General features: G+C 62.5%; 22 protein-coding genes and 1 pseudogene. 12 read left to right on the top strand and 11 right to left on the bottom strand.

Annotated elements, in window-relative coordinates:
* The first annotated feature begins 37 nt into the window (after positions 1-37).
* The gene (locus tag AC0J1C_RS16135; RefSeq protein ID WP_375194092.1) at positions 38-733 is read left to right on the top strand and encodes a lysophospholipid acyltransferase family protein; all 696 of its coding nucleotides are present in this window, start codon (positions 38-40) and stop codon (positions 731-733) included.
* A gap of 11 nt (positions 734-744) precedes the next feature.
* Here AC0J1C_RS16135 and AC0J1C_RS16130 read toward each other — a convergent pair whose 3' ends face one another.
* Positions 745-1,548, bottom strand: coding sequence for a dienelactone hydrolase family protein (locus AC0J1C_RS16130; RefSeq protein WP_473044799.1), 804 nt, complete (start codon positions 1,546-1,548; stop codon positions 745-747).
* Between the two features lie 168 nt (positions 1,549-1,716).
* Here AC0J1C_RS16130 and ald point away from each other — a divergent pair, with 168 nt between their 5' ends.
* The 4 genes and pseudogenes from ald (at position 1,717) to AC0J1C_RS16110 (ending at position 7,111) form a co-directional block, all read left to right on the top strand.
* Positions 1,717-2,835, top strand: coding sequence for an alanine dehydrogenase (gene ald / locus AC0J1C_RS16125; RefSeq protein WP_473044798.1), 1,119 nt, complete (start codon positions 1,717-1,719; stop codon positions 2,833-2,835).
* 22 nt (positions 2,836-2,857) lie between these two features.
* Positions 2,858-3,430, top strand: a complete 573-nt coding sequence (locus tag AC0J1C_RS16120; protein WP_473044797.1) for a glutathione S-transferase family protein — start codon at positions 2,858-2,860, stop codon at positions 3,428-3,430.
* Between the two features lie 175 nt (positions 3,431-3,605).
* Positions 3,606-4,217, top strand: a complete 612-nt coding sequence (locus AC0J1C_RS16115; protein ID WP_473044796.1) for a Yip1 family protein — start codon at positions 3,606-3,608, stop codon at positions 4,215-4,217.
* A gap of 169 nt (positions 4,218-4,386) precedes the next feature.
* A pseudogene (locus tag AC0J1C_RS16110) lies at positions 4,387-7,111 on the top strand (cation-translocating P-type ATPase).
* On the opposite strand, the gene AC0J1C_RS16105 reads toward AC0J1C_RS16110, so the two are convergent.
* Positions 7,092-9,509: a phosphoketolase family protein gene (locus AC0J1C_RS16105; RefSeq protein ID WP_473044795.1), complete on the bottom strand. Its 2,418-nt coding sequence runs from the start codon at positions 9,507-9,509 to the stop codon at positions 7,092-7,094. The pseudogene AC0J1C_RS16110 and the gene AC0J1C_RS16105 overlap by 20 nt on opposite strands.
* A 183-nt stretch (positions 9,510-9,692) precedes the next feature.
* Here AC0J1C_RS16105 and ilvD point away from each other — a divergent pair, with 183 nt between their 5' ends.
* The 3 genes from ilvD (at position 9,693) to AC0J1C_RS16090 (ending at position 12,930) form a co-directional block, all read left to right on the top strand.
* Positions 9,693-11,381, top strand: coding sequence for a dihydroxy-acid dehydratase (gene ilvD, locus AC0J1C_RS16100; protein WP_375193306.1), 1,689 nt, complete (start codon positions 9,693-9,695; stop codon positions 11,379-11,381).
* A 97-nt stretch (positions 11,382-11,478) separates the two neighbouring features.
* Positions 11,479-12,432 carry a D-alanyl-D-alanine endopeptidase gene (gene pbpG / locus AC0J1C_RS16095; RefSeq protein WP_473044794.1) on the top strand — a complete coding sequence of 318 codons (954 nt, stop codon included), beginning with the start codon at positions 11,479-11,481 and terminating at the stop codon, positions 12,430-12,432.
* 18 nt (positions 12,433-12,450) lie between these two features.
* The gene (locus tag AC0J1C_RS16090) at positions 12,451-12,930 is read left to right on the top strand and encodes an asparaginase domain-containing protein (RefSeq protein ID WP_473044793.1); all 480 of its coding nucleotides are present in this window, start codon (positions 12,451-12,453) and stop codon (positions 12,928-12,930) included.
* 2 nt (positions 12,931-12,932) lie between these two features.
* Here the strand turns inward: AC0J1C_RS16090 and AC0J1C_RS16085 are convergent, their stop codons facing one another.
* From AC0J1C_RS16085 to AC0J1C_RS16075, 3 genes are all read right to left on the bottom strand, one after another.
* A complete protein-coding gene (locus AC0J1C_RS16085) occupies positions 12,933-13,625 on the bottom strand; it encodes a pseudouridine synthase (RefSeq protein WP_473046573.1) in 693 nt (230 codons plus the stop codon).
* A 5-nt stretch (positions 13,626-13,630) separates the two neighbouring features.
* Positions 13,631-14,659 (bottom strand): metal-dependent hydrolase, encoded by a 1,029-nt coding sequence (locus tag AC0J1C_RS16080; protein WP_473044792.1) that lies wholly within the window; start codon positions 14,657-14,659, stop codon positions 13,631-13,633.
* 63 nt (positions 14,660-14,722) lie between these two features.
* Positions 14,723-15,973 (bottom strand): lytic murein transglycosylase, encoded by a 1,251-nt coding sequence (locus AC0J1C_RS16075; RefSeq protein ID WP_473044791.1) that lies wholly within the window; start codon positions 15,971-15,973, stop codon positions 14,723-14,725.
* 226 nt (positions 15,974-16,199) lie between these two features.
* Between AC0J1C_RS16075 and AC0J1C_RS16070 the strand changes: the two genes are divergently transcribed.
* On the top strand, positions 16,200-17,075 hold the full coding sequence (locus tag AC0J1C_RS16070) for a response regulator (RefSeq protein WP_473044790.1): 876 nt from the start codon (positions 16,200-16,202) through the stop codon (positions 17,073-17,075).
* On the opposite strand, the gene phoR is transcribed toward AC0J1C_RS16070, so the two are convergent.
* The 5 genes from phoR to AC0J1C_RS16045 form a co-directional block, all read right to left on the bottom strand.
* The gene (phoR, locus tag AC0J1C_RS16065; protein ID WP_473044789.1) at positions 17,072-18,391 is read right to left on the bottom strand and encodes a phosphate regulon sensor histidine kinase PhoR; all 1,320 of its coding nucleotides are present in this window, start codon (positions 18,389-18,391) and stop codon (positions 17,072-17,074) included. The two genes, AC0J1C_RS16070 and phoR, sit on opposite strands and share 4 nt — an antisense overlap.
* Before the next feature lie 57 nt (positions 18,392-18,448).
* A complete protein-coding gene (phoB, locus tag AC0J1C_RS16060; RefSeq protein ID WP_091988446.1) occupies positions 18,449-19,141 on the bottom strand; it encodes a phosphate regulon transcriptional regulator PhoB in 693 nt (230 codons plus the stop codon).
* 76 nt (positions 19,142-19,217) lie between these two features.
* Complete coding sequence (gene ubiA, locus AC0J1C_RS16055; RefSeq protein ID WP_473044788.1) at positions 19,218-20,105, bottom strand: 4-hydroxybenzoate octaprenyltransferase; 888 nt, start codon at positions 20,103-20,105, stop codon at positions 19,218-19,220.
* Between the two features lie 70 nt (positions 20,106-20,175).
* Positions 20,176-20,739, bottom strand: coding sequence for a chorismate--pyruvate lyase family protein (locus AC0J1C_RS16050; protein WP_473044787.1), 564 nt, complete (start codon positions 20,737-20,739; stop codon positions 20,176-20,178).
* Positions 20,720-21,277 carry a hypoxanthine-guanine phosphoribosyltransferase gene (locus tag AC0J1C_RS16045; RefSeq protein WP_091988438.1) on the bottom strand — a complete coding sequence of 186 codons (558 nt, stop codon included), beginning with the start codon at positions 21,275-21,277 and terminating at the stop codon, positions 20,720-20,722. Before AC0J1C_RS16045 ends, AC0J1C_RS16050 begins: the two co-directional genes overlap by 20 nt.
* Before the next feature lie 264 nt (positions 21,278-21,541).
* Between AC0J1C_RS16045 and AC0J1C_RS16040 the strand changes: the two genes are divergently transcribed.
* From AC0J1C_RS16040 to tesB, 3 genes are all read left to right on the top strand, one after another.
* Entirely contained in the window at positions 21,542-21,709 is a 168-nt protein-coding gene (locus AC0J1C_RS16040) for a rubredoxin (protein WP_008173532.1), read from the top strand.
* Between the two features lie 32 nt (positions 21,710-21,741).
* Complete coding sequence (locus tag AC0J1C_RS16035) at positions 21,742-22,896, top strand: NAD(P)/FAD-dependent oxidoreductase (RefSeq protein ID WP_473044786.1); 1,155 nt, start codon at positions 21,742-21,744, stop codon at positions 22,894-22,896.
* Between the two features lie 127 nt (positions 22,897-23,023).
* Positions 23,024-23,890 (top strand): acyl-CoA thioesterase II, encoded by an 867-nt coding sequence (gene tesB, locus AC0J1C_RS16030; protein WP_473044785.1) that lies wholly within the window; start codon positions 23,024-23,026, stop codon positions 23,888-23,890.
* Between the two features lie 16 nt (positions 23,891-23,906).
* Here tesB and AC0J1C_RS16025 read toward each other — a convergent pair whose 3' ends face one another.
* Positions 23,907-26,462, bottom strand: coding sequence for an EAL domain-containing protein (locus AC0J1C_RS16025; RefSeq protein WP_473044784.1), 2,556 nt, complete (start codon positions 26,460-26,462; stop codon positions 23,907-23,909).
* Positions 26,463-26,553 lie beyond the last annotated feature (91 nt).

Genomic DNA, 26,553 nt, shown 5'->3' with positions numbered 1-26,553 from the left:
TCGTTTAATCAGAAGTCGAGATCTTCAGGAAACGTTCATGCTCCGAGTGTTCAAAGCCGCCTGGATTCTGTCCTGGGCAAGTCTGCTTACCCTGATTCTGTTCCTGCCAATCGTGGTTGCCGCTCTGGTAGGCCGGCGGGGAGATGCCGCGTTCCGGGGTACCCAGATCTTCGCCTGGGTGATCCTCAAGGTCTGCGGAATCCGCCTGCGGGTGCGGGGCAGGGAAAACATCGAGCCCGGCCAACGTTACGTCATCCTGAGCAACCACGCCTCCTACTTCGACCCTCCTGCCCTGGTGCTGGCCCTGGGGCTGCAGTATCGATGGGTAATCAAGAAGGAGCTGCGCAAGGTGCCGCTGTTTGGCCTGGCACTGGAAACTTCCCGCAATCTGTTCATCGACCGGTCCAAAGGCGGGGATGCCCTGGAGAGCATCAAGCGCGGCGTGGCGCAGTTACCCGACGGCACCAGCATACTGATCTTCCCCGAGGGCACCCGATCGTGGGACGGAAAGCTGCTGCCGTTTAAGAAGGGTGGTTTCGTGATTGCCGCCGATGGCCAGTTGCCCATTCTGCCGGTAACCATCCGCGGCTCGCACCAGCGCCTGCCCAAAGGGCATGCGGCGTTCTCCCCGGGCGAGATTGAGGTGGTTATTCATCCGCCGATGGCCACCGGCACCCTGGCCATCGACGATCTCATGACTGACGTACGCAACAGTATTGCCTCGTCGCTCTGAGCCCCCTGGACTTATTGCGCGAAGATATCCTCATAGAAACGCATGGTGCCCTCCCATGAGCGGGTAGCGGCCTCTTCGTTGTATCCCACGGGCATGCCGAACTCCTCGGCAAACTTGTCCGCCCCGGGGTTCGTGAACGAATGGAGTACGCCGGGGAAGGTCACCAGGGTAAGGTCTACCCGGGCATCCTGCATTTCCTTGACCAGACCGGCCACCTGGTCGGACGGTACCATTTTGTCGGCGCCGCCGGTGTAGACCTGAACCCGCGCCTTGACGGTTCCCGGCTCGGCGGTCAACGGACTGCCCAGGGCGCCATGGAAACTCACCACGCCGTCCAGGTCTACGCCCAGCCTTGCCATGTTCAGCACCACGGCGCCGCCAAAACAGTAACCCTGGGCGGCAATCCGTGACCCATCGACGGTTTCGTGATTCTGAAGAATCTCTTTGGCCTTGAGGAATCGGGCCTTGACCTGCTCAATGTCTTTGGTGGCTTCCTGCATGAACTTCTGGGCCGTGTCAGGGTGGTCTGCCAGCTTGCCCGAGCCATACATGTCGAGGGCAAACGCCGTGTAGCCGGCGGCAGCCAGTCGCTCTGCCTGCTCCCGCGCAAACTCGTTGTGCCCCCACCACTCGTGAACGACCAGCACGCCGGGGCGCTTGTTCTCGCTATCGTCATCCCAGGCCATGTAGCCGGTGAAGGTGGTGTCGCCAATGCTGTACTCAATCGTTTTGGTCTGCATATCCGCCAGTGCCTGTGTACCTGCCAGAGAGAGTGAAAGGGTAGTGGCGGCGACCGCCAGTGTCAGTTTTGTCATGGTGAATCCTGCTCCTTTTGGTAGAGGTTTTCAGTCCGGTTATCTACGCCCGGAACCGGTAAACCGATGCAATCAGTTGCCCGCTCAGTATAGGCCGGTTTGTCTACACTGAAGCAGAAGCATTCAGTTTCATCCGTCAAACTCACTCTTGGACAGTGGAGGTTGCGCATGAAAATTGGCGTACCCAGGGAAATCAAGAACCGTGAATACCGGGTCGGAATGACGCCGGCAGCGGTCCAGGAACTGACCGGCCATGGCCATGACGTCCTGGTGCAAAGTGGTGCCGGCAACGCCATCGGTTTCTCCGACGAGGACTACCGGCAGGCCGGCGCCAGTGTCGTGGACGATGCGACCGAGGTGTTCCGGGCGTCAGAGCTCATCGTCAAGGTGAAGGAGCCCCAGGCCGAAGAGCGGGCACTGCTGACGCCCGAGCATACCCTGTTTACCTACCTGCACCTGGCCCCGGACAAGGCCCAGACGGACGACCTGGTCAACTCCGGCGCCACCTGCATTGCCTACGAAACGGTCACCGACCGGGCCGGTCGACTGCCCCTGCTGGCGCCCATGTCGGAAGTGGCCGGGCGCATGTCAATCCAGGCAGGCGCCCACTGCCTGGAAAAGGCCCTCGGTGGTCGCGGCGTACTGCTCGGCGGTGTACCCGGGGTCAGTCCCGCCCGGGTGGCGGTGGTTGGCGGCGGTGTGGTGGGGCAGAACGCCATCGCCATGGCCGTTGGCCTCGGCGCTCAGGTAACGGTACTGGATCGCAATCTCGACGTATTACGCGCCCTCGACCAACACTACGGCAACCGTATAACCACGCTGTTCTCCACCGCCCAGACCCTCGACGAAACCGTCACCGCAGCCGATCTCGTGATTGGCAGCGTGCTGATTCCAGGTGCCTCTGCCCCCAAGCTGATTACCCGGGACATGGTGCGCCGGATGCCGGAGGGCAGTGTGATTGTGGACGTGGCCATCGACCAGGGGGGATGTGCGGAAACCTCCCGGGCAACCACGCACGACGATCCGGTGTATCTTGTCGACGGTGTGGTACATTACTGCGTGGCCAACATGCCCGGCGCGGTGGCGCGAACCTCAACACTGGCTTTGAACAATGCCACCTTGCCGTTCGTAATAGCATTGGCTAACAAAGGGCCGGATCGGGCAATGAAGGAGGACCCCCATCTGCGGACGGGGTTGAACGTCACCGCAGGCAAGGTCACGTACAGGGAAGTGGCAGAAGCCACCGGGCATCCTTATACAAACCCTGAATCCCTGCTGGGATCCTGAGCGACAAGCACTCGGAGACACCATGAAACTGATTGGATCCACCACTTCCCCCTACGTTCGGCGCATTCGCATCCTGCTGGACGAGGAGCCCTACGAGTTCGTGAACCTCAACATCTACGGCGAGGGCCGGGATGAGCTGAGGCGGAACAATCCGACCCTCAAGATTCCCGTCCTCGAGGACGGCGGTCAGGAGCTCTTCGACTCCCGGATCATTGCCCGTTACATCAGTGCCAAGCAGGGCCGGGATCCGCTGACCTGGGACCAGGAAAACCAGTTGACCATGATCGATGGCGCCAACGATTCCGCGGTCACGCTGCTCCTGTCAGAAAAGTCCGGTATCGATACCAGTCAGGATCTGATGTTCTACAACCTGCAACGGGAACGGATCATGACCACCCTGCGCACGCTGGCGGCGATGGTGGAGGATGGTCAGTTTGAGGAGTGGAACTACCCGGCGATCTGCCTGTATGCCCTTGTGGACTGGCTCGACTTCCGGGATCTGGTGGACTTCAGCGAGGTGGCCAGCCTGCTGGCGTTCCGCGACAGCCATCGTGAGTACCCGTGGGTGGCCGAGACCGACCCTCGCAAGGCCTGAAACCCGGTGGCCGGCGCTCGCCGGCCACTTGCCTTCTTTCTCTCGCTTTTTTCCGTGCAAGCTCTTTCCCATTCCGGTTTCTTGACTATAGTTAAGTCAAGGAACGGTTGCTGATCCGCCAGTTTCCGGATCCCGTAGTTCAAAATACCAACAACAGAGAAGAAGGGGGTTGTCCATGCTCCTGTCACATGCGTTCGGTCTCTTCACCCATCCTGATGAAGAGTGGGCTTCCATACGAAAAGAACATGAAACACCGCGCCGGGTTTACGTGGCCTACGTATTGATCCTGGCGGCCATCGCGCCTGTCTGCGCCTATATCTCCACAGCTTATTTTGGCTGGACGGTGGGCAATGAACGGCTGATCAAGCTGACGGAAATCAGTGCAATGCAACTCAGTGTGCTCACCTATCTGGCGATGCTGGTAGGGGTCTTTGCGCTTGGTTACGCAATCAACTGGATGGCCAGAACCTATGGCGCCAAGGAGGAGCATGTACCCTCCAACGGCATCGCCCTGGCGGCCTATTCCTGCACCCCGCTGTTCCTGGCAGGCTTTGCTTTGCTGTATCCGGTGCCCTGGTTCAATGCCATTGTGTTCCTGGTGGCTGCCTGCTACGGCGCCTGGCTGATGTACGACGGTCTGCCGATTGTCATGGGCATCGAGAAAGAGCGGGCGGTCATGTACGCGGGCGCACTTCTGACCGTTGCCCTGCTGATCCTGGTGTCCACACGGGTGGGGTCGGTCATCCTGTGGAACTTCGGTGTGGGTCCGGTGTTTGTCAGCGGCTAGCACCGCAGTCCAGAAAAGTACGAAGCAGAAGGGGAGCGTCTTGCTCCCCTTTTTTGTGGCCGAATGGTGGGCCCGGCAAACCGTTGTGATTGGCTTGACCCAGGGCAATCCGGAATCGCAGATGTCCGGGTCTAATGGACGGACGAAGAGCCTCAGGGAGTGAATAATCATGCCGAGACCGGACACAGATTCCGCAACGGCCCGAGTGTCGGAGCAGGCCTGGCATGCACTGGCGGCGGATGAGGCGCGAAATCAGCTGCAGGCTCCGGCGCCACTGTCCGCCACCGAAGCCGGCGAGCGGCTGCGCCGTCATGGCGCCAATGCCTTGCCCGAGGCCCGTGTCCGTGGGCCCTGGTTGAGGCTGGTGCAACAACTGAGAAACTTTCTGATCTACGTGCTGGCAACGGCGGCGGTCATTACCGCGAGCCTTGGCCACTGGGTGGATGCCAGCGTGATTCTGGCGGTGGTGGTCATCCAGACGTTCGTGGGCTTCATCCAGGAAGGCCGGGCCGAGCAGGCACTGTCTGCCATACGGCATATGCTGGCACCCAAGGCCCGTGTGCTCAGGGCCGATGGCCAGCACATGGTGGATGCCGCAACGCTTGTGCCCGGGGATACCGTTTTGCTGGAGCCCGGCGACCGGGTGCCTGCGGACCTTCGGCTCGAAAAAGCCCACCAACTGAAAATCAATGAAGCCATTCTGACGGGTGAGTCCCAGGCCGCTGACAAGACAACCGTAGTCGTGAATTCCGACGCCGTGCTGGGTGACCAGAGCAACATGGCTTTCTCCGGCACCATGGTGGCCACCGGGACTGGCAGGGGCGTGGTGGTCCGCACCGGGCAGGACACGGAGATCGGACGCATCTCGGCGCTGCTTGCCCATACCCTGAGCCTGAGAACTCCGCTGCTTGAACAGATGGATGGTTTCGCACGGCGGCTGTCGGCGATCGTGATCCTGGCCGGGATTGCCATATTCTTTGGTGGTCTTCTGTTCAGCGGTCTGCCTTTCCGGGAATTGTTCATGGCGGTGGTGGGGCTGACCGTCGCGGCCATTCCCGAGGGCCTGCCGGCCATTCTCACCATTACCCTGGCCATTGGCGTGCGCGAGATGGCCCGGCGTAACGCGGTCGTTCGACGCATGCCGGTCATCGAGACCCTGGGCGCGGTGTCCGTGATCTGCTCAGACAAAACCGGCACTCTGACCCGCAACGAAATGATGGTGACTCGTACCGTGGTTGTCGGGGGGGGCACTGGAGGTGACCGGCGAAGGCTATGGCTTTGATGGTGCCGTTACCGATGCCAGGGGCGCCCCGGCCCGGTCGCCGGGCCTCGACGAGCTGGCCCGGGCGGCAGCGCTCTGCAACGATGCCCAGGTTGTCCAGGATTCGTTTGGTGTCCGGGTCAGCGGCGATCCCATGGAAGCCGCCCTGCTGGTGTTCGCCCGCAAGGTGGGTTTTGATGTTGACGACAGTGCCCGGGACTGGCCCCGCCGCGACGAGATTCCCTTCGACACCGAAAACCGCTTCATGGCCACCCTCAACCACGACCATCACGGGCACAGCGTGATCTATCTGAAGGGCGCGCCGGAGCGGGTGTTGGAGATGTGCTCCGGGCAGGTGATTGATTCGGGTGTCGTGGCTGAGCTGGACCAACCGTTCTGGCACGCTGCGATCACCGACATGGCGTCGGAAGGCTTCCGGGTATTGGCTCTCGCCCGCAAACCGGTCGCCCGTGGTGTGGCCGATCTGGCGGTTGAGGATCTGGCGCAGGGGGCGGAACTGCTGGGCCTGGTGGGCCTGCTCGATCCGCCCCGGCAGGAGGCCATCCAGGCCATTGCCGAATGCCGGGCGGCGGGCATCGAGGTGAAAATGATCACCGGTGATCATGCGCTCACAGCCGGTGCCATTGCCCGAAAGCTGGGCCTGGCGAATACCCGTGAAGTGCTGACCGGCAGCGACCTGGATCGTCTGGATGCCAGTCAACTCCGGGAACGGGTGGCTGAGGTGGATGTGTTTGCCCGTACCAGTCCCGAGCACAAGCTCCGGCTGGTTGAGGCGCTCCAGACCAGGGGCGCTGTGGTTGCCATGACCGGAGACGGCGTAAACGATGCGCCCGCCCTGAAACGGGCCGAAGTGGGCATTGCCATGGGCGTGAAAGGTTCAGAAGCCGCCCGGGAGGCGGCCTCGGTGGTGCTTCTGGATGACAACTTCGCCAGCATTGCCGCCGCGGTGCGGGAGGGCAGAACCGTCTACGCCAACCTCAAGAAAGGCATTGCCTTCATGCTGCCGATCAACGGCGGGGAATCGATCAGCCTGATTACCGCCTTGTTGTTGGGGCTGACATTACCGATTTCGGCCCTGCAGATTCTCTGGGTGAATATGGTCAGCTCGGTGGTGTTGGCGATGACCCTGGCTTTTGAGCCCACCGAGCCTGATGTTATGCAACGTCCGCCGCGGGCCAGGAACGAATCACTCATGCGGGGCTTTGTGCTCTGGCGGGTGGCCCTGGTATCCCTGCTCTTCCTGGCGGGCATATTCGCGGCCTGGTACTGGGCCATCCATCATTATGGAAATGACCAGACCGCCAGGACGCTGGCGGTCAACACACTGGTTGCGATGGAAGTGTTCTACCTGTTTGCGGTGCGCTATCTGGACAGCGCCTCCCTGACCCTGCGCGGTGTGCTGGGCACGCCTGTGGTGCTGTTGGCGGTCGGCGCCGTCCTCGTTCTGCAGCTGATGTTCACTTACCTGCCATGGTTCAACCAGACCTTCGACACGGTTCCGCTGAGTCTCGGCATGCTCGGGTTTGCTGGCGCTACCGGCGTGCTGCTGTTGCTTGTTCTGGAGGCTGAGACGGCCTTGCGCAGGCGCCTGTTCAGCCCCCTCCGCGGGTGATCACCGAAGGGTCGCCCCGGCCTTCCACCGCCGCCAGTTCAGCGGTGGACAGCCACTCGCCGGGCGGACGGTCCATGACCTCGGCACAGGCTGCCAGGGCGTGGGCCCAGGAGCATCGGTTGGCGAACAGCATGCCAGCCTCGTTCAGTGTGCCACCGCGATTGACGTAGCCGAGCACCCGCGATCTCGACGGTTTCGGAAACAGCCCGTGCAGATGGCCCCGGAACACCTCCGGGCGCATGTGGGTGAGGGCCACCCGCCGGTGTATCCGGCCTGGCAGCAGCCGCTCCCGTTCGAATTCCGCCAGACACACGCCGGCCTCCATGGCATCCCGGGGTTGCCGGAAGCGAGCCGGCTCCTGAATGTATACCAGCCTGAAGGGTGTGCCTTTTTCGCGCAGGCGGTTGCAGGCCTGTATTGCTTCGGATAGCTGATAGGCACCGTTGGCGATCAGTAGCAGCGGCTCGCCGTCGCCGGTGTCCTCGTCTACCACCAGAGCGCCATGCCGGGCCAGCAGATCGGCCTCCTCGCGGTTGAACACGCAGGGCCGGTCCCGTTTCGGGATCACCATGCAGCTTATCCGGCCCCGCTCTGTAAACACCGAGGGCAGTACCGCGAGGGTGCTGTTGTAGTCGGCCGGGAAGAGTACGCGGGAGACGTCGCTCATTTCCCCCAGCAGGCTCTCGCAGAAGGTTGTGTCCTGATGGGATTGTTCGTTCTTGCCGTTCTCCCAGGCGTGGGAGGTGGCCACCACTGGAAAGCCCAGCCAGCGCGCCGGTCGACCGGCTTCCTTCTGGTGACGGGCAAAAATCAGTTCCTGGCGGATGGCGCCGAGCATCTTCACACAGAAAGCCTCATAGCTGGCCACCAGGTTGAGGCCGGCCTTGTTGGCCAGGCATGCGGAGACCACCGCTTCCTCGTTCAGGGCGGTGATGATCTTGCCATGCACCGATTCCTGATCGCTCTCGGGATCGTTGACCCGATGCTTCAGGGCGGTCAGCACACCTCCGAGCCGGTTGCTCGCCAGCTCGTCCGGATTGCCAACCCGCGCCCGCAAGGCCGGGTTGGCCGCCACCAGGGCCCGGAAAAAGTCATCAACCGCCTGCATGGGCGATCTGAGGTCGGCGGTGGCTCGAAGCCGGGGCAGAACCGGCTCCGGCGGGTTGCGGATGGCCAGGGCATGATCCCGCTCGAGTGGACGGTCCTGGGCCTGGTGCTGATTCAGCGCGGCCACGCACCGGTGCAGTTGGTCTGGCGGTACCCACAGCTGGCCTGCGTGCTGGTTGAACAGCTCCCGGGCCCTTGCATCCATCCGCGGGTTGCCCGGCAGGGGCAGGTTATGGGCCGGGTTGCTGCCGGCCCCGTAGAAGCCGAAGCCCTTGACCGTTTCGGCAATACCGAAGGGAACCCGCACCGGATACCTGCTCTCGCCCTTGAGTGCCGAGTCGCCGTTGGCGGCCAGGGCCTGCTCCATTTCGAACAGGGCGCAGACAAAGGCCGCCGGATCCCTACCGTCGAACCGGCACGGCAAAAACCCCCGATGGGACAGGTGGGTTTCGAATCCTTCCAGGCCCTCGCGGGTGCCAAGTTCGGTACGCTGCTCGATCCGGCGGCCATTGGCAATCATGACCGGCAGCACCGCGCCGCAGTCCTCGGCCCGCCACCAGCGTGGCACCCAGTCGCTGCCCCGCTGCTCTTCGGCGGCGCCGTCCGAGAGGAACGCCACCAGAGACTCACCGGGCAGGGGCATGTGTGCATACTGCAGTTCGGCAAAGCCGAGATAGCCGCCCTCCAGGATGCCGCCGGCGGTGTGGGCATTCACGTGGCTGCCCAGGGGCGCATCCATGGTGCCGTCGGGCCTCTGCCGGTAACTGTAGAAATCGGCCACAAGCGCTGACAGCCCCTCCGGCCCCCGATACCGGTCCGCCTGTTCCGGGTGCAGGTTGCCGGTCAGTACGTTCAGTGCCTCGACAGCGGCGACGCAGTGGCCCTGCCCCATCAGCCAGCTGCGGGTGCGGCCGGTCAGATTGTTCAGCGACAGGTAAGCGGCGTAGGCCGGCACCATGTTCAGGGCGCCGCCGGTATGGCCTTCCGGGTTGGTCTTGAAGTCCTGGGGTGTTAGCGGTTGTCCGGACATGTCCACGCGTCGGGCGTAAGTCATGTGCACTACCAGCCACAGGCCGGCACTGGTCAGGCGGTCCAGGTCGGCGAGCCGGGCAAAAACGGTGGCGGTGTCTGGCTGGTGGCCGGCCGCCACCAGTCGCTCGGCGAGGAGACGCACCTGATGCCGGGTGGCATCGCTGTGCTGGATGACGCCATAGCCGTCACTCCAGTGCCGGTACTCCGAGCATTCCGGCGCCCGGGGATCTTCCGGTGCCGATTCGGTGGGTGAGGACATGAGTGCCTCCGTGGCGTCAGTGTATGAATGAATTCTAGGACGGCCCCGACGCAGCGCCATTGATGCAGGTCATATGGACATAAAACTGTGCAGGCCCGTGGCGAGAGGCGTCAATGCCCGTTGCTGAGGGTGCCGGTTTCTGAGAGGCTAAAGCGATAACACGCTGACAGAGGAGAGAGCCCCGTGACGCAGGACCAGAACCAGGACAAGCGCCGCAAATACTCCGCACCGGTGGTGGACGGCATCGGCAAATCGGCCAGTCGGGCCATGCTCCGGGCGGTCGGGTTCACTGACGAGGATTTCAGGAAGCCGCAGGTCGGTATTGCGTCAACGTGGAGCAACCTTACCCCCTGCAACATGCACATCAACCAGCTGGCGGAGGAATCCGCTGCCGGTGCCGACGAGGCCGGGGGCAAATCGCTGATCTTCAACACCATTACCATATCCGATGGCATCGCCAATGGCACCGAGGGGATGAAGTACTCGCTGGTGTCCAGGGAGGTGATCGCTGATTCCATCGAGACGGTTGCCGGTTGCGAGGGTTTTGACGGGTTGGTGGCCATTGGCGGCTGCGACAAGAACATGCCCGGGTGCATGATGGGACTGGCACGCCTGAACCGACCGTCGGTGTTTGTCTATGGCGGCACCATCCAGCCCGGCGAAAACCACACCGACATTATTTCGGTGTTTGAAGCGGTGGGCGCCCACGCCCGGGGCGATCTGGATCTGATCGAGGTGAAACAGATCGAGGAGACCGCCATTCCGGGGCCCGGCTCCTGTGGCGGTATGTACACGGCCAACACCATGGCCTCCGCCATTGAAGCCATGGGCATGAGCCTGCCGGGCAGCTCGGCCCAGAATGCCGTTTCCGACACCAAGGCTGCGGACTGTCGGGGTGCCGGGGCAGCGGTGCTTAATCTGCTGGAGAAGGACATCAAGCCCAGCGACATCATGACCCGCAAGGCGTTCGAGAATGCCATTACCGTGGTGATTGCCCTGGGTGGCTCCACCAACGCCGTGCTGCACCTCCTGGCCATGGCCAGTACCGTGGGCGTGGAGCTTGAGCTGGAAGACTTTGTCGAGATTGGCAAGCGGGTACCGGTGCTGGCCGACCTGCGACCCAGTGGCCATTACATGATGTCCGAGCTGGTCGCCATTGGCGGCATCCAGCCGCTGATGAAAATGCTGCTGGACCGTGGTCTGCTGCACGGTGACTGCCTGACCGTTACCGGCCAGACCCTGGCGGAGAATCTGGCGGACGTGGCGCCCTACCCGGAAGGGCAGGACATCATTCATGCCTTCGATAACCCCATCAAGGCCGACAGTCACCTGCGCATTCTGTTCGGCAATCTTGCGCCCACGGGCGCCGTGGCCAAGATCACCGGCAAGGAAGGCACCCATTTCACGGGCCGCGCCCGGGTGTTTCATTCCGAGGAGGAAGCCCAGGAACGGATCCTCGATGGCACCGTGGTGGCCGGAGATGTGCTGGTGATCCGCTACGAGGGCCCGAAAGGCGGTCCGGGCATGCGTGAAATGCTCAGCCCCACCTCGGCTATCATGGGCAAGGGGCTCGGCAGTGACGTGGCGCTGATCACCGATGGCCGTTTCTCCGGGGGCAGCCACGGCTTCGTCGTGGGCCATGTGACGCCCGAAGCCGCCGAAGGCGGGCCGATCGCCCTGGTCGAGAATGGTGACACCATCACCATCGACGCGGTCAATAACCGTATCGAACTGGACATTTCCGAGCAAGAAATGGAACGCCGCCGGAAGGCCTGGCAGGCCCCCGCTCCGAGGTTTACCCGGGGTGTGCTGGCGAAGTATGCCCGTACCGTCAGTTCAGCCTCGAAGGGCGCCATTACCGATCTGCCATGAAGGTCGCCGGCCTGGAAAACGCTGTTACAATGCCGCATGAATGGGCAGCGCTTGCTGCCTGCACCAACAAGTCAACAAGAAGATGCTGGGGCGTTTGATGATGCAGAACCGGAGTTGGGTGGTGTTGTGGGTGTGCCTGCTGGGGCTGCTGCCCTGGGGGACTCAGGCCCACCAACAGAGCTCGTCCTCAGCTGCTGCAACCACCAGCGAGGCCACAGGTCCCAATCTGGCATCGGTGAACGCCGCGGTTGCCGTGGTCGGGCAGGAAGAGCTGATGTACGGCAAGAACGCCCATCGCTCGGTGCCCATTGCTTCCATCACCAAGTTGATGACCGCCCTGGTGGTGCTCGAATCCGGGGAGCCCCTGGATGCCTGGCTGACCTTTCACGAGCGCCACACCCCCGCCGCTGCCAACGCCTACAGCCGGATCCGCATTGATTCGCAGATGCGCAGGGCGGATGTGCTGCGTATTGCCCTGATGTCGTCGGAGAACTTCGCCGCCTACACCCTGGCCCGCAGCCATCCCGGTGGTTTCGATGCCTTCATCGAGGCAATGAATAGCAAGGCGGCAGATCTGGGTATGACCGGTACCCGGTTTGTGGATCCCACCGGCCTTTCGGCCGACAACGTATCCACTGCCGCCGATCTGGTGCGGCTGGTGAATGCTGCGGCCAGCCATCCCGAGATCCGGGAATACTCCACCACCGGCTATTTCCGGGGCCAGTTCCGCAATCCCCGTTACAGCCTGTCCTTTGGTAACACCAACGCCCTGGTGCACCGGGACAGCTGGGGTGTCGCCCTGAGCAAGACCGGCTACCTGTCCGAGGCGGGGCGATGCCTGGTGATGGTTTCCCGCATGGACGGCAAGGACGTGGTTACCGTGTTGCTGGATTCCCTGGGCACCCGTTCGCCCATGGGCGATGCCGGCCGCATCAAACGCTGGCTGGATACCGGTGCGCCGGGCTCGGTAGCCGCTGCTGCCCGCCGCTATGAACAGAAAAAGAACGCGGCCTACGCCGATTCCGGCCAGCAGTCAGCCAGCGTGAACTGAGCGCAGAGGAACCCAGCCATGATCCAGATCTTTACCACCGGCGGCACCATCGACAAGGTGTATTTTGACGCCAACAGCCAGTTCGAGGTGGGCCACAGCCTGCTGCCTGAATTGCTCTCCGAGTCCAACATTCACGAGGGCTACCGGCTGAACGAACTGCTGCGCAAGGACAGCCTGGAGATGGACGATGCTGACCGTGGGCAGGTGCTTGAGGCGGTGCAGTCGTGTGATTGTGATCGGGTCGTGATTACCCACGGCACCGATACCATGGCCGATACTGCGGCGGTCCTGTCGTCCCTCAAGGATAAAACCATCGTATTGACGGGCGCCATGCAGCCGGCCCGGATGCGGCGAACCGATGCGGTGTTCAACATCGGTTTTGCCTGGGCTGCGGTACAGCTGCTGCCCGCGGGCGTCTACATTGCGATGAACGGCGAGGTATTCGAAGCCGGTTCGGTGCGCAAGAACCTCCAGGCCCAGCGTTTCGAACGTACCTGAGCTCAGCCCAGGCTCGCCTTCTCCCTGTCGGTCAGTGGCCGGTAATCGCCGGGCTTGAGCGCCGGATCCAGCCGTACCGGACCAATCTGCATCCGGTGCAAGGCCTCCACATGATGGCCCACGGCAGCGATCATGCGTTTGACCTGATGGTATCGACCCTCGGAAATGGTCAGCTCGATCATCGTATCCCCAGTCACCCGAACCCGGGCCGGCCGGGTTGGTTTCGGATCGTCCCTCAGGTGGACACCTGCCTCCAGTTGCCGAACCGCCTCGTCGGTAAGCGGTGCATCCAGCGTGACCTGATAGATTTTTGGACACTCCGTACGAGGAGACGTCACCCTGTGGGACCACTGACCATCAGTGGTCAGCAACAGCAACCCGGTCGTATCGGCATCCAGGCGTCCGGCTATGTGCAGATCGCGCGCCAGATCCGATGGCAGCAGATCCAGGGCCGTAGGGTGGTCACTGTCGGTGGTGGCGCTGACCACGCCGGCGGGCTTGTACATCATCAGGTAGCGCTCACCGGGTAGTTGCAACGCCCGGCCCTCGAGGGCGATCCGGGCCTGCGGGGACAGTTTCTGGTTGGCCGAGACACCGCTTTTGCCGTCCACTGTCACCCGTCCCTGACCGATTGCCCGCTTGGCGTCCTTGCGTGAGAGTCCGGCGCTTTGGGCGACGAACTGATCCAGTCGCATGGCCATTAACAGTGTGTCCCGGGCGCCGGCGCGCTCAGGCTTGCCAGGCAGAGCACGGGCGTCTCGCCCGTGGTTCGTGCCCACAGCAGGGCCAGCGCATCGGTGTTCATCGGTGGTCTGGGCATGCGGGTGCTTGCCACCGGTTCTATCTGGCCCTGCTTCTCCCTGGCCAGGACAAAGGTAAATGGATGCGCCCCGGGCAGGCCCAGCCGGATATCGGTGGCCAGGATCTGTTTGTCCGACTGATGATAAGCAAGAAACCCCCGGGTGAACCATTCCAGGCGCTGGGCCTGGGGCAGGTGCGCCACCGATTCCGCCAGCTCCAGCCGGCGCGGGAACCGCTCGAGGTTCAGAGGGCCATTGCCGTCCAGGAATCCGGTAACGATTTCTATGCGCTGGTCGCCTTCAATCGCGGTGGCGCGCCACAGCAGCGTGGTAAACGGCATCGGTTGAACCAGCAGGGCAGGCGCCTTCATGCCGGCTTCGGCCAGGGCCGGCTGTACCCGCTGGCTGATGATCTGTTGTGCCGCCAGGCTCCAGCCCAGGTACAGGGTCGACAGGGCCAGGCCTGTGAACAGTGCGGTTTTTGCCGGTGGCCGTGCCAGGAAGGCGATACACCCTGCCAGCAGCGGCAGCGTGTACAGCGGATCAATAATGAAGATGCTGCTGACCGCGATGGGCCGGCCGAACGGCCAGAACAGCTGGGTGCCATAGGTGGTCAGCGAATCCAGCAGAGGATGGGTGATCAGGATCAGGCCGGTCAGCGCCAGCCAGCGATTGAAGCTCAGCTGCGGTTTCCAGCGCCAGAGCAGCCAGGCCAGCAGTACGGCCAGGGGTGCCAGTATGAACAGCGAGTGGCTGAAGCCCCGATGCTGGGTAAAGTTGGCCACGGCGTTGCCGTAGTCGATGACCACGTCCAGATCGGGCAGGGTGCCCAGTACCGCACCGGTCAGCAGCACTGACCGGCCCAGGGTCTTGCCGGCAACCGCACCGGCCAGGGAGGCGCCGAGGGCTGCCTGGGTAACTGAATCCATAGTAGTTGGTTCCCGCCTTACACCAAGTCGCCTGGAGTCATAGGTTGCCCTTGCGGGATCGGATCACTGGCCGGCATTCACGCCCAGTTCAGCGAGCACGGTTTCGCCTGGATAGCCGTCCGCAACCAGCCCGTTGGCGGACTGGAACTGGCGGATGGCAGCCCGGGTAGCCGGCCCCATAATGCCGTCCGGTTCGCCAGCGTCGAAGCCTCGTTTCTGCAATGCCTCCTGGAGCTGGAGAATGTTGTTACGGGATAGTGCCGGCGCATCCTCCGGGGGCGGGTTCTGGAGCTTGCCGGCGCCGGCGATGCGGTCGGCCAGGTGCCCGACGGCGATGGCATAGAACTCCGAGCGGTTCCAGCCCATGATCACCCGGAAGTTATGGTAGGCCAGGAACGCCGGACCTTCGTGGCCCGCCGGCACCACCAGGGAAGCCTCAATGGGCTCCTGCGGCAGCGCGCGGCCAAAGGCGTCGGTGATGCCCATTTCCCGCCACTGCGCCAGCGGCAGGCGACGACCGTCCGCCAGGGCGTAGTTGAAGTTCTTCGGCAGCAGCACCTCTCGGCCCCAGCGGTAATCGCCGTCCCAGTTCATGGATTCGAGAAAACGACCCGCAGACATCATGGCGTCGGGCAGGCTGTTCCACAGGTCCCGTCGACCATCGCCATCGGCGTCTACTGCGTGCTGCAGGAACACCGTGGGCATGAACTGCACGTGGCCCATGGCGCCGGCCCAGGAACCTTCCATCTTGTCCGCAGGTATGGCGCCCTCGTCGATAATGCGCAGCGCCGCAATCAGTTGCTGGGTGAAGAAATTGCTGCGTCGTGGGTCGCAGGCGAGGGTGGTCAGCGAGCTGGGCACCGGCATTTTGCCAAAATAGCTGCCGAAGTTGGTTTCCAGCCCCCAGAACGACACCAGGTAGGGCGCTGGCACCCCCGTTTCCCGGGTCACCCGGTCCAGCAGCTCCTGGTGTTCCTGCAGTAGCTCCCGCCCCCTGGTAACGCGGGCCTCGTTCACCCGCCGGTTCAGGTAGTCGGCAAAGGTGGTGGTGAACTCCGGCTGTCGACGGTCCAGCTCGATCACCCGCTCGAGGTGTTCGGCGCTTGCCATGACGGTGCTGGCGGTTTCACGGCTGACACCGGCGGCAACCGCCTGTTCTTCAAGCCGCGCTTTGCATTCGGCAAAGCCGTCGGGCGCCGGTGACGGGTTTTCCCGGGCCAGGGCTGGCATGGACAGCAGGGACAGAAAACCGGAAATCAGAAGGCCGCGATAAGCGCCACGGATGCGCAGAATCCTTGCAGGTGTGGTCAGCACACAGTACCTCGATCAGGGCAGTGGTGTAGTCAAAACTCCAGGCTCCATGGTAGCGCGTTTTTCCCCGGGGGAAACACCGCTTCGGGCCAGTGGGAGTGACAATTCTTTAACGCTGCGGTTCCCGGAAGCGGCTTTGTGGTCTTTTTGTAGCCGGGAGGTTTCCGGGAACCGGCTTTGTTCTATAGTTGTCCTTGAATCTCGGAAGGCTGAGTGGAAGGTCGGATTTATGGCAATGCTGAAAGCGCTGGTGGTTGACGATGCCAGCTTCGTGCGGGATCTGGTCAAGCGAACGGTGCGTCAGCGCTTCCCGGTGATTGAAACCACCGATGCCCAGAACGGGCGCCGGGCCCAGTCGCTGATGTCGCGCACCGCCTTTGATCTGGTGCTGTGTGACTGGGAAATGCCGGAAATGTCCGGTCTCGAACTGCTCCAGTGGATGCGCCAGCAGCCCCAGTATCAAAAGGTGCCGTTCATCATGATCACCAGTCGGGGCGACAAGGATCATGTGATTGAGGCCGTCAAGGAAGGCGTTTCGGAATACCTCGGCAAGCCATTCAGCCCGGACGGCCTGAGCAAGAAGATCATCAAGGTTATGGGGCGCAGCCTGAAAGACGCCATGGACCGTAGTGGCAAGTCCATGGCCAGCCCGGCGGACGCCTTCATGGAGTCAGCCTCGCTGCTGACACGCAAGCCGGAGGCGGCAGCGGAAGCGCCGGAGCGGGCCGATTCGCCAAAAGCGCCCTCATCGCCATCGGCCGGTGGCAACCGCGCGGCCGCCCCCCGGGGCAGCATGAGTCTTGCCTCGGTGCGGTTTGCCGAGAGCACCCTCAAGTCCGTGGTCAAGGACATCAATCTGACCGAGGTACGGGTGATCGCCAAACGGGACCAGATGTTTCCCGGAATCCTGGATCAGGCAGTGGTGGACATCGAGATCGGGGAAAACCAGATGGCACGGCTTAACGGCTACGTGCATCAGCTCCAGGCAGTGGACAAGCGCCAGGATACGGATTTTGTCAGTGTCACCATCCGCTTTGTGGACGAGGATCCGAAGAAACTGGAGGATCTGTCCCGGTTCATCGCCCGTTTCCGGTCCGGACGTTAATGGTCAGCGTGCTCTGGTAACCGTTCCACCAGCCGTTCCCGTGGGAAGTGACAGATAAACTCGCTGCCCTCGCCGATTCGGCTGCGGATTTCCAGATTGCCATCGTGGTTGAGCAGCACGTGCTTGACGATCGCCAGGCCCAGGCCGGTGCCGCCGGTGTCCTTGTGCCGGCTGGGGTCGGCCCGGTAGAAACGCTCGGTCAGCCGGGGAATGTGCACCGGATCTATGCCGATGCCGGTGTCCTTCACCGACAGATGGGCACCGTCGCGGTCGGTACTCCAGCGCACGGTGATCCGGCCTCCCGCCGGCGTGTATTTCACCGCGTTGAAGATCAGGTTGGAGAAAGCGCTGCGCAGCTGGCTCTCGTCTCCCTTGAGCAGACGCCTGTCGCCAATATCCACGGAAATATCATGTTTCCTGTCGCCACTCAGGGCCCGGGCATCGTGGCCAATCTGGGCCAGTAGCTGCTCGACATCGGTGAGCGTGTCGTTCACCGTCTGTTCACCGGTTTCAATTCTCGAGAGCAGGATGAGGTCAGTGATCAGGGCCTCCATCCGTGACGATTGCGCAGCCATGGTATGAATGGCCCGCCGCCACTTGGGCGGAAGCTCGTCGGCACTGTCCACCAGGGTTTCCAGATAGCCGCTGATTACTGTCAGCGGCGTTCGCATCTCGTGGGAGACATTGCCCACGAAATCCCGTCGCATCTGTTCCAGCTGGTAGAGGCGGGTTACGTCCTTGGCCACGATCAGGCGGTCGTCATCGCCGAACAGGCTGATCTGGATCTGCAGATGGATATGGAGCTTGGCCGGGGAGTGGATCTCCAGTGGCTCCCGGTAGTCCCGGGAGTCGAAGTAGGTCTTGAATGCCGGCGTGCGGATCAGGTTGTGTATGTACTGACCGCGGTCAGTCCTGCGTCGGAAGCCCAGCAGGTATTCCGCGGAGCCGTTCCACCACTCCATGGCGCCCCGGGAGTCGGTCATGATCACGCCATCGCGCATGGCGTTGGTGGACTCCTGGACCCTGTTGATCTGGGCCCGCAGGCGATCCTGGGTGCGCAGGTGGTTCTGGTGCAGCTTGTGGAGGTTGTCGAAGATATCGCCCCACAGGCCGACACTCTGGGGAGCTTCATCGGTGGCGCTGGGGTTGCCCAGCCACTGATAAAGGCGCCGGGCCTGACGCAGGGTCCACCACAGGTAGACGATCAGCCCGAAGGTGAGACCATAGAGAGGCTCACCGAAGAAAAGCCCTACCAGCAAAGAGCCGAGCAGGCCACCGATGATAAGGCGCAGGTACCGTGACCAGTTGTGCTGCATCCACTACTGCCTTGTGTCGATTCCGGGGCTGATCGCTGCCTAGCTGGCCGGAGTTGCTTACGCGGCTTTGGTCGAGAACCGGTAGCCGGTTCCCCGAACGGTCTGGATCAGGTGGTCGTATTCGTCGCCCAGGGCCTTGCGCAGCCGTCGGATATGGACGTCCACGGTGCGTTCCTCTACATAGACGTTGCCGCCCCAGACCTGGTCCAGCAATTGGGACCGAGTATATACCCGTTCCTGGTGTGTCATGAAGAATTGCAGCAGCCGGTATTCCGTTGGCCCCATGGTAAGCGCGCCGTCACGCGTCGTAACCCGATGGCCAACCGGATCCAGGGTCAGGCCCTCCACCTCGATCGGGGTGTCGACCCCCGGCGGAGTGGCCCGGCGCAGGACCGCTTTCAGTCGGGCCACCAGTTCCCGGGGGCTGAACGGCTTGGTGATGTAGTCATCGGCGCCCACCTCCAGGCCCTGGATCTTGTTGTCTTCCTCCACCTTGGCGGTGAGCATGATGATGGGGATATCGGCAGTGGCTTCCTCTTTTTTCAGGCGTCGGGCCAGTTCCACGCCGCTGGTGCCGGGGAGCATCCAGTCCAGAAGCACCAGATCGGGGTTCTTGTCGACAATCAGGGCATGGGCTTCCCGGGCATCCGCTGCCTCCAGATAGTCATAATCCGCCATTTCGAGGGCCACAGCGATCATCTCGCGGATCGGCGCCTCGTCATCGACGATCAGGACGGTTTTTCCGTTCATGGGCGTTAACCTGTGTCAGACCTTGGTTTGTTGCTGCCCCATTACAGCGCTCAAGTGTTACAAGTATATGACAGGTTCAGCCCGGCATCAGATCAATAACCAGCCCCACGAAAACCGCGAAACCGGCCCAGTTGTTATTGAGAAACGCCTTGAAGCAGCCCTCACGCTCGCGTTCCCGGGCCAGATACTGGTGGTAGACAAACAGGCTGGCCATGCCAACCACGCCCAGGTAATAGAAACTGCCGAGCTCGGCCTGCTGGCCCACCATCACCAGGATCACAACGACCATGGCCTGTAGAACGCCGATGATGACCCGGTCGGCGTCGCCGAACAGGATTGCGGTGGACTTGATGCCCACCTTCAGGTCGTCGTCGCGATCAACCATGGCGTACAGGGTGTCGTAGGCCACCGTCCACAGCACGTTGGCAGTGAACAGCAGCCAGGTCAGTTGGCTCAGTTCCCCGGCTTCGGCAGCCCAGGCCATGGGAATGGCCCAGGAGAAGGCAGCCCCGAGGAACAGCTGGGGCAGGTGGGTGTAGCGCTTCATGAACGGGTAGATGAACGCCAGCAGGGCGCCACCGAAGGAGAGGTACAGCGTGAGCCGGTTGGTGAACAGCACCACCATCAGAAACGACACCAGGCAGAGGCCGGCGAACAGCGCCACCGCTTCCCAGGGCTTGACCCGGCCGGCCGTCAGTGGGCGGTCCTTGGTGCGTTTGACGTGCCGGTCCCAGTCCCGGTCGGCAAAATCGTTGATGGCGCAGCCGGCGGCCCGCATGAAGAACACCCCGAGGGTGAATACCAGCAGGTTTCCCAGGCCAGGGCTGCCGTCACTGGCCAGCCAGAGCGCCCAGTAAGTGGGCCAGAGCAGCAGCAGAGTTCCGATCGGTCGGTCAATCCGCAGCAGGCTGGCATAGTCGGCCAGCCGGCGTTGGAGAGGTTCTGGCACAGCATCGGGCAACATGGCACGGGTCCTGTCTGGTAGTCGGCAAATGGAGTCGGTGCGGGGATTATAGCCAGTGGCCAGTGGCCGGTTAAAGCGCGGCGGGGCCAAGCAGGGCCGGCAACAGGTATTCGCCGACCAGCAGTGCGCTGTTGTGTCCGGTGAACAGGGAACGGCGGGCGAGTCGGGGCTGGCTGGGGCTTTCCGGCTGGCAGAGCCCGGTTTCCAGGGGGCCCCGCTGCCAGTGGGGGCTGCTGAACAGATAGGCTCCGAGGGGCCGGTTGCCGAGATGCAGGAGACGGCGGCCTTCGCCTTCCAGGCAGTCCAGGGGAATCACGGTGCGCGCGAGCACCCAGGGCTCGCCGTCGCCGCACAGGGTCACCTCCCGGATCCAGGCGTACTGGCGGTGCGGGATGGTGAGCCGTAGGGCCTCTTCACGGGTGGGGGTGGCGAACCCCTCCTGGCGCACTTCAACGTGGAACGATTGCGCGCACCGTTTCTGGAGGGCCTTCGTAAACGAGCCTTCAACCTGCAGCCAGTGCCGGGCCGGGCCGTGTACGGCCGGCTCCCGGAGGCCCGCGGCCGTCAGCGAACGATACCAGTCCGTAGGCGGGATGTTGGGGCGGTGATTGATGTCAGAGTCCCTTGACCGCATAGATGCCGGGAGCGTTGCGCCAGTATCCCTTGTAGTCCATGCCGAAGCCGAACAGGAACCGGTCTTCCACCTCCAGGCCCGTGAAGTCCGCCTTCAGGTTGGGCCGGGCCTTGCGGTCGTGCTGTTTGTCGACCAGCACGGCTGTGAGGACCTCGCGGGCGCCATGGGCACGGCAGTAATCGGCTATGGCGCAGAGCGTGGTGCCTTCGTCCAGAATGTCGTCGACAATGAGCACGGTGCGGCCGTTCATGTCGGCTTCCGGCTGTAGCTTCCACTCCAGGATGCCGCCGGTGGTTTCCTGCCGGTAGCGGGTGGCATGCAGGTACTCTGCCTGAACCGGAAACCGCAGCCGGGTCAGCAGTTGCCCGGTCAGGATCAGCCCGCCGTTCATCACGCAAAACAACAGAGGATTGCTGTCGCTCAGGCGTTGGGTAATATCGTCGGCCAGGGTGGCAATGGCGGCGTGCACCTGTTCTTCAGTGACCAGGCAGTCCGCTTCGGCCATTACCTGGTTCATTTCGGCGACGGTATCGGTCATATCGGTCGGTCCTGTCGTAAAACCGGCGATTATACCGAAGAGGGGCGTCGGAAGGGAGGGGCGAGGTTGTCCCGGGCGTCTGTATTTGTGGCTATTGGCAGAAAAACCCGGGGCCGGCCGTCGGCACTGGCATTGGTCAATGTCGGACCGATGGGTATGATGGCCCGAATTGAATGCTGTTCGTATCTGTTCGCGGGACAAACGACTTGCGTGCAATATTGTCGGACAATTAATATTGCCCCGATTCACAATGGGAGAGATGGTATGAAAAAGTGGCAGTGCGTTGTATGCGGCCTGATTTATGACGAAGCCGAAGGTTGGCCCGAGGATGGCATTGAGCCAGGCACCAAATGGGAAGATGTGCCCGAGGACTGGGTGTGCCCGGACTGCGGCGTTGGCAAGGAAGACTTCGAGATGATTGAAATCGGCTGAGACCGGCCTGGAACCTCAACAGGAGTATGTGAATGACTGATCAGGCCCCGATCGTGATCGTTGGTACCGGTCTTTCCGGCTATTCATTGGCGCGTGAGATTCGCAAGCTCGACAAGGAGGTGCCGGTGCTGATGCTGACCGCCGATGATGGCGTCAGCTATTCCAAGCCGATGCTGTCCACCGGCTTTACCAAGGGCAAGGACGCCGAAGGCCTGGCCCAGGGAAGCACCGAGGCCATGGCCGAACAGCTCAACCTGGAAATCCGCACCTTTGCCACGGTTACCGGTATCGATACCGGCGCCCACGAGCTTCATTTGGGTGATGAGTGCGTGCGCTACAGCAAGCTGATACTGGCGTGGGGTGCGGATGTGATTCGCCTCGATCTGGCCGGGGATGGCCAGGAGCATGTGTTCTCGATCAACGATCTGATGGACTATCGTGCCTTCCGCAAGGCCCTGGGCCAGGGACGGCGCATCGCCATCATGGGCGCCGGCCTGATTGGCTGTGAGTTTGCCAATGATCTGCGCAATGGCGACTACGAGGTGGAGGTGATTGCCCCCTCTGAGGTGGTGATGCCGGGCCTGTTGCCGGAGGTGGCAGCGAACGCCGTCCAGCAGGAGCTGGAAGCGCTGGGTGTCCGGTTCCATCTGGGTACGGTGGTGGACCGGATCGACCGCAAGGGCGACGGCGTCAGTCTCACGCTTGCCAACGGCGAGGTGATCGAGGCCGACCTGGTGTTGTCCGCCGTGGGCCTGCGCCCCCGCACCGAACTGGCGAACGCCGCTGGCCTGGCCACGGAGCGGGGCATTGTGGTGAATCGGGCGCTGGAGACATCGGCGCCGGATGTCTATGCCCTCGGGGACTGCGCCGAGGTGGATGGCCATGTGCTGCTGTATGTGCTGCCGTTGATGGCGTGCGCCCGGGCGCTGGCGAAAACCCTCACCGGCGAGCGCACCGAAGTCAGCTACGGCACCATGCCGGTGATGATCAAGACGCCCTGTTGTCCGACCGCGGTATGTCCGCCGCCTTCCGGGGCCGAGGGCGACTGGGAGGTGGAGCAGGACGGCACCCACGTAAAGGCCTTGTTCAAGGCGCCGGACGGCGCCACCCTGGGGTTTGCCGTCACTGGCCGCTTTGCGGTCGAGAAGCAGACCCTGTCCCGGGAAGTCCCGCCCATCCACAGCTGACCTGACCCCTGATGCCCGCCGGTGGCAGGGGCCGCTGGCGGGCGCCCGATTTGATGTTTGCGATTGCCAATTTGCCGCGCTTGCGGTAGAAACTCTGTCGTGTGCTAACTAAATCACAGGAGCAGGCATGCTTGAAGTAACCAAGAAGCTGGTGGAATTGCTGGACCTGGTGCCCATCGGCGACGACCACTTCCAGGGTGACAGCGAGGATCTGGGCTTTCCCAATGTCTTTGGCGGGCAGGTGCTCGGCCAGGCGTTGATGGCTGCCAGCCGCACCGTGCAGGGTCGCCTGTGCCATTCCCTGCATGCTTATTTCCTGCGCCCGGGCAACCACAGCATGCCCATCGACTACGAGGTCCAGCGGGTTCGTGACGGCGGCAGTTTTTCCGTGCGTCGGGTGATTGCCCGACAGGATGGCAAGGAGATTCTGACCGGGTCCATGTCGTTTCAGGTTGAAGAGGCCGGCTTCGAACATCAGCTAAGCATGCCCTCGGCACCGGCCCCGGACACCCTGCGTTCCGAGGAGGAGTGGGGGCGTATCCTGTCGGACACCCTGGGTGACAAGGTGCCCGAGCGCATGCGCGCCAACCTGAAGCGGGAGCGGCCGATCGAGATTCGCCCGGTGGATCCGGTTAACCCGCTGAAGCCGGAAAAACGTCCGCCCCACAAGCAGAGCTGGTTCCGGGCCCAGGGCCCTCTGCCGGACGACCCGGTGCTGCACCGGTGCCTGTTGACCTACGCCTCCGACTTCCAGTTTCTGGGCACGTCACTGAACCCCCACGGCGTCACCTTCATGAGCAAGAATCTCCAGGTCGCCAGCCTGGACCATGCGATCTGGTTTCACCGGGATTTCCGGATGGACGAGTGGCTGCTGTACGACAAGGACAGCCCGAGCGCTTCCGGAGGCCGGGGCTTCAACCGGGGTAACTTCTTCAATCAGGATGGCGTGCTGGTGGCCTCGACCACGCAGGAAGCGCTGATTCGCCAGCGCTGATTGCCGTCGGGTCTGACTACCCGAGCTTGCGCTGGACCTGCAGGTCGCTGTTGGCCAGCCACTCCAGCAGCTCATCAAAGGGCAGCGGCGGGGTCAGCAGGTAACCCTGGATCATGTCGCAGCCCATGTCCCTCAGCAGATCGGCGGTTTCCTGGTCTTCCACACCCTCCGCCACCACGTGGTAGCCGAGGCTCTGGCACATGTCGATGGTGGTCTGCACAATCACGCGGTCCTCGGCCTCGGTGGCGAGGTCGGTCACCAGTGACCGGTCGATCTTTACCTCGCTGGCCGGCAGCTGCTTGATGTAGGACAGTGACGAGTAGCCCGAGCCGAAATCATCGATGGACACCGGAATGCCGGTCGTGTTCAGCGAATTGAGCGCTTTCAGCGAGTTTTCCGGGTCCTGCATCATGGAGGTTTCGGTCACTTCGAAGATGATGCTTCCCCGGTGGCTGTAGTGGCTGTTCATGAGCCGCTGGACAAAAATGGGGAAGTCCGGCTCCCGCAGGTTATTCGGGGAAATGTTGATCGATATGTTCAGCGGCCAGCCATGCTCCAGCAACCGGGAACGCAGTGCCAGGGACTGCTCCAGCACCCAGCGCGTCAACGGCTTGATCAGCCCCGTCTGCTCGGCCAGCTGGATAATCTCATCGGGCCGGATCGGCGTGGCCCGCCCCGGCCAGCGGATCAGAACTTCCACGCCCACAATCCGATTGGTTTTCAGGCTCTGTTTGGGCTGCATGAACAGGGCCAGTTCGTCGTTGCTGAGGGCGTGCCGGAGCTCTGACACCAGGGTCAGTCGGTCGGCGCTGTAGGAATCCCGGGTGGGCTTGTAATAGGCGATGCCCCGCTCTCTGGCGGCCTCGGATCCCTCGGCGATCACTGCACGCCGGATCAGGGTGTTGGCGTCCGTGCCGTGCTCCGGGAAGATGGCAACCCCCAGCCTGGGGTCCAGGGGGATCTGCATACCCAGGTAATCAATCGGGTAGCGAATGCCTTCGAGGCACTTGAGGATGGCCCTCGGGGCAGCGCTGGTGATGTCCGCATCCACGATGAACGCAAAGGTCTGCGGGTCCAGGGAGGCCATGAAGAAATTACGGGCATCGCTCTGCTCCACCGGCAGCGCGCCGGGCAGTTCCCGGGCCACGGCGTTGTAGTGCTTGCTGGCCAGTTCCAGGATGCGGTCGCTGTTGCGGTGGCCCAGGGTCTTGGTGACCGACTGCAGGTTATTGAGGTGGATGATGGCAATGGCGTAGCGCCGTTCCGGGCTGCGCATCATCAGGTCGTTCAGCATCATTTCGTAGCTGCTGCGATTGGGCAGCCCGGTCAGCGGATTGTGCAGGGCATGATCCATCAGTTTCAGCTCCGCCGAGCGCCTGGCCGCCATGGCATTGAGCTCGGCCTCCCTGGCTTCGACCTTGTCCTGGCGCTCCTGGTAGAGGCGCGCGGCCAGGGCGAGAGTGAGCAGTATGGCCTCCAGCGCCGAACCGATCTGCATGCCGTAGCTGGTAATGAAGTTGTTGGGTAACAGCCCGTATTTGTTGGCTGCGGTAATGGCACTGCCAAGGGTCAGAGCGGCCCAGGCAATCGTGTAGTAGCCGGCCTGGGGATTGCCCTTCCACCACTGCAGCGGTCCCAGCACCGTTAAAAGCAGGGTGCTGGGAATCGCCAGGGCGACGGTCAGGCGGCTGCCGGTACTGTAGTCCAGGAAAAACGTCATCAGTGCCACGGACGCGTTCAGTGTGATGGCAAGCATCACCAACCGGTTGAGCAGTGGCCCGGTCCGGGGCAGTTTGAGGAACGACCGGGAGAACAGCAGGGTGAAGAGTACCGCCAGGGGCACCGACAGCAGCATGATCTGGTTCTGCAGGGCGGGACTGGTGGGCCACAGGAACTGAAAGGCGGTGCCGTTGAGGCTGCTCACCAGCACCAGGTAGCCCAGGGTGGACAGCACGTAGAGCAGGTACACCGGCTCCCTCAGGGCGGAAAAGATGAACAGATTGAAGAAGATCACTGTGATCAGGATGCCGTAGTACACCGCATGCATCTGGTCTTCGGCATTGGTGTGCTCGAAGAACGCCTGGTCGTTCCAGAGCCGCACTGGAATCTGCATGGCGCCCCGGGTATCGACCCTGAGCAGGATCTGGTAGTCGCTGGCGATGCTCTGCTCGAAGGGAAACAGGAAGTGCCGATGGCGGATGGGCCGCTCGGCAAAGGGCTGGAAATCACCGGTTTCGACACGTTTGGCAACCCGGCCGTTTTCTATCAGGAAGAATGAAATGTGGTCGAGCTGGGAGTAACGGACTTCCAGCAGGTTGATGGTTGCCGGCTGGCTGACTGGAAAACGCAGCCAGATGGTGTCGTTGATGTAGCCGAAGTTCGGGCTTGAATCTGCGAGTGACTGCCAGTGGTCGGACGACAGCGCTTCGTCGACGGTAAGGTTGGTATCCGGGGCAATGCGCAGGTACTCGATGGGCGGTACGTAAGAGGTTTCCGCCCCTTGGACGGGGACAGCCAGAACCACCAGCAGCGAGAGCGCTGTGAAAAACCGGAGCCAGTTGTTGGGTGCCACGTTAAACCGTTTTGTTGTCGTTGTTGACCCGAGTATGGCGTGTCGCCGTTAACGGCTCAAGTCATCCAGGGGCCAACACTGGTAACTTTTC

This window comes from Marinobacter sp. E2 (assembly GCF_055755345.1).
Note: the sequence above shows the minus strand (reverse complement) of the source record. Positions and strands in the feature narration are given on the sequence as shown.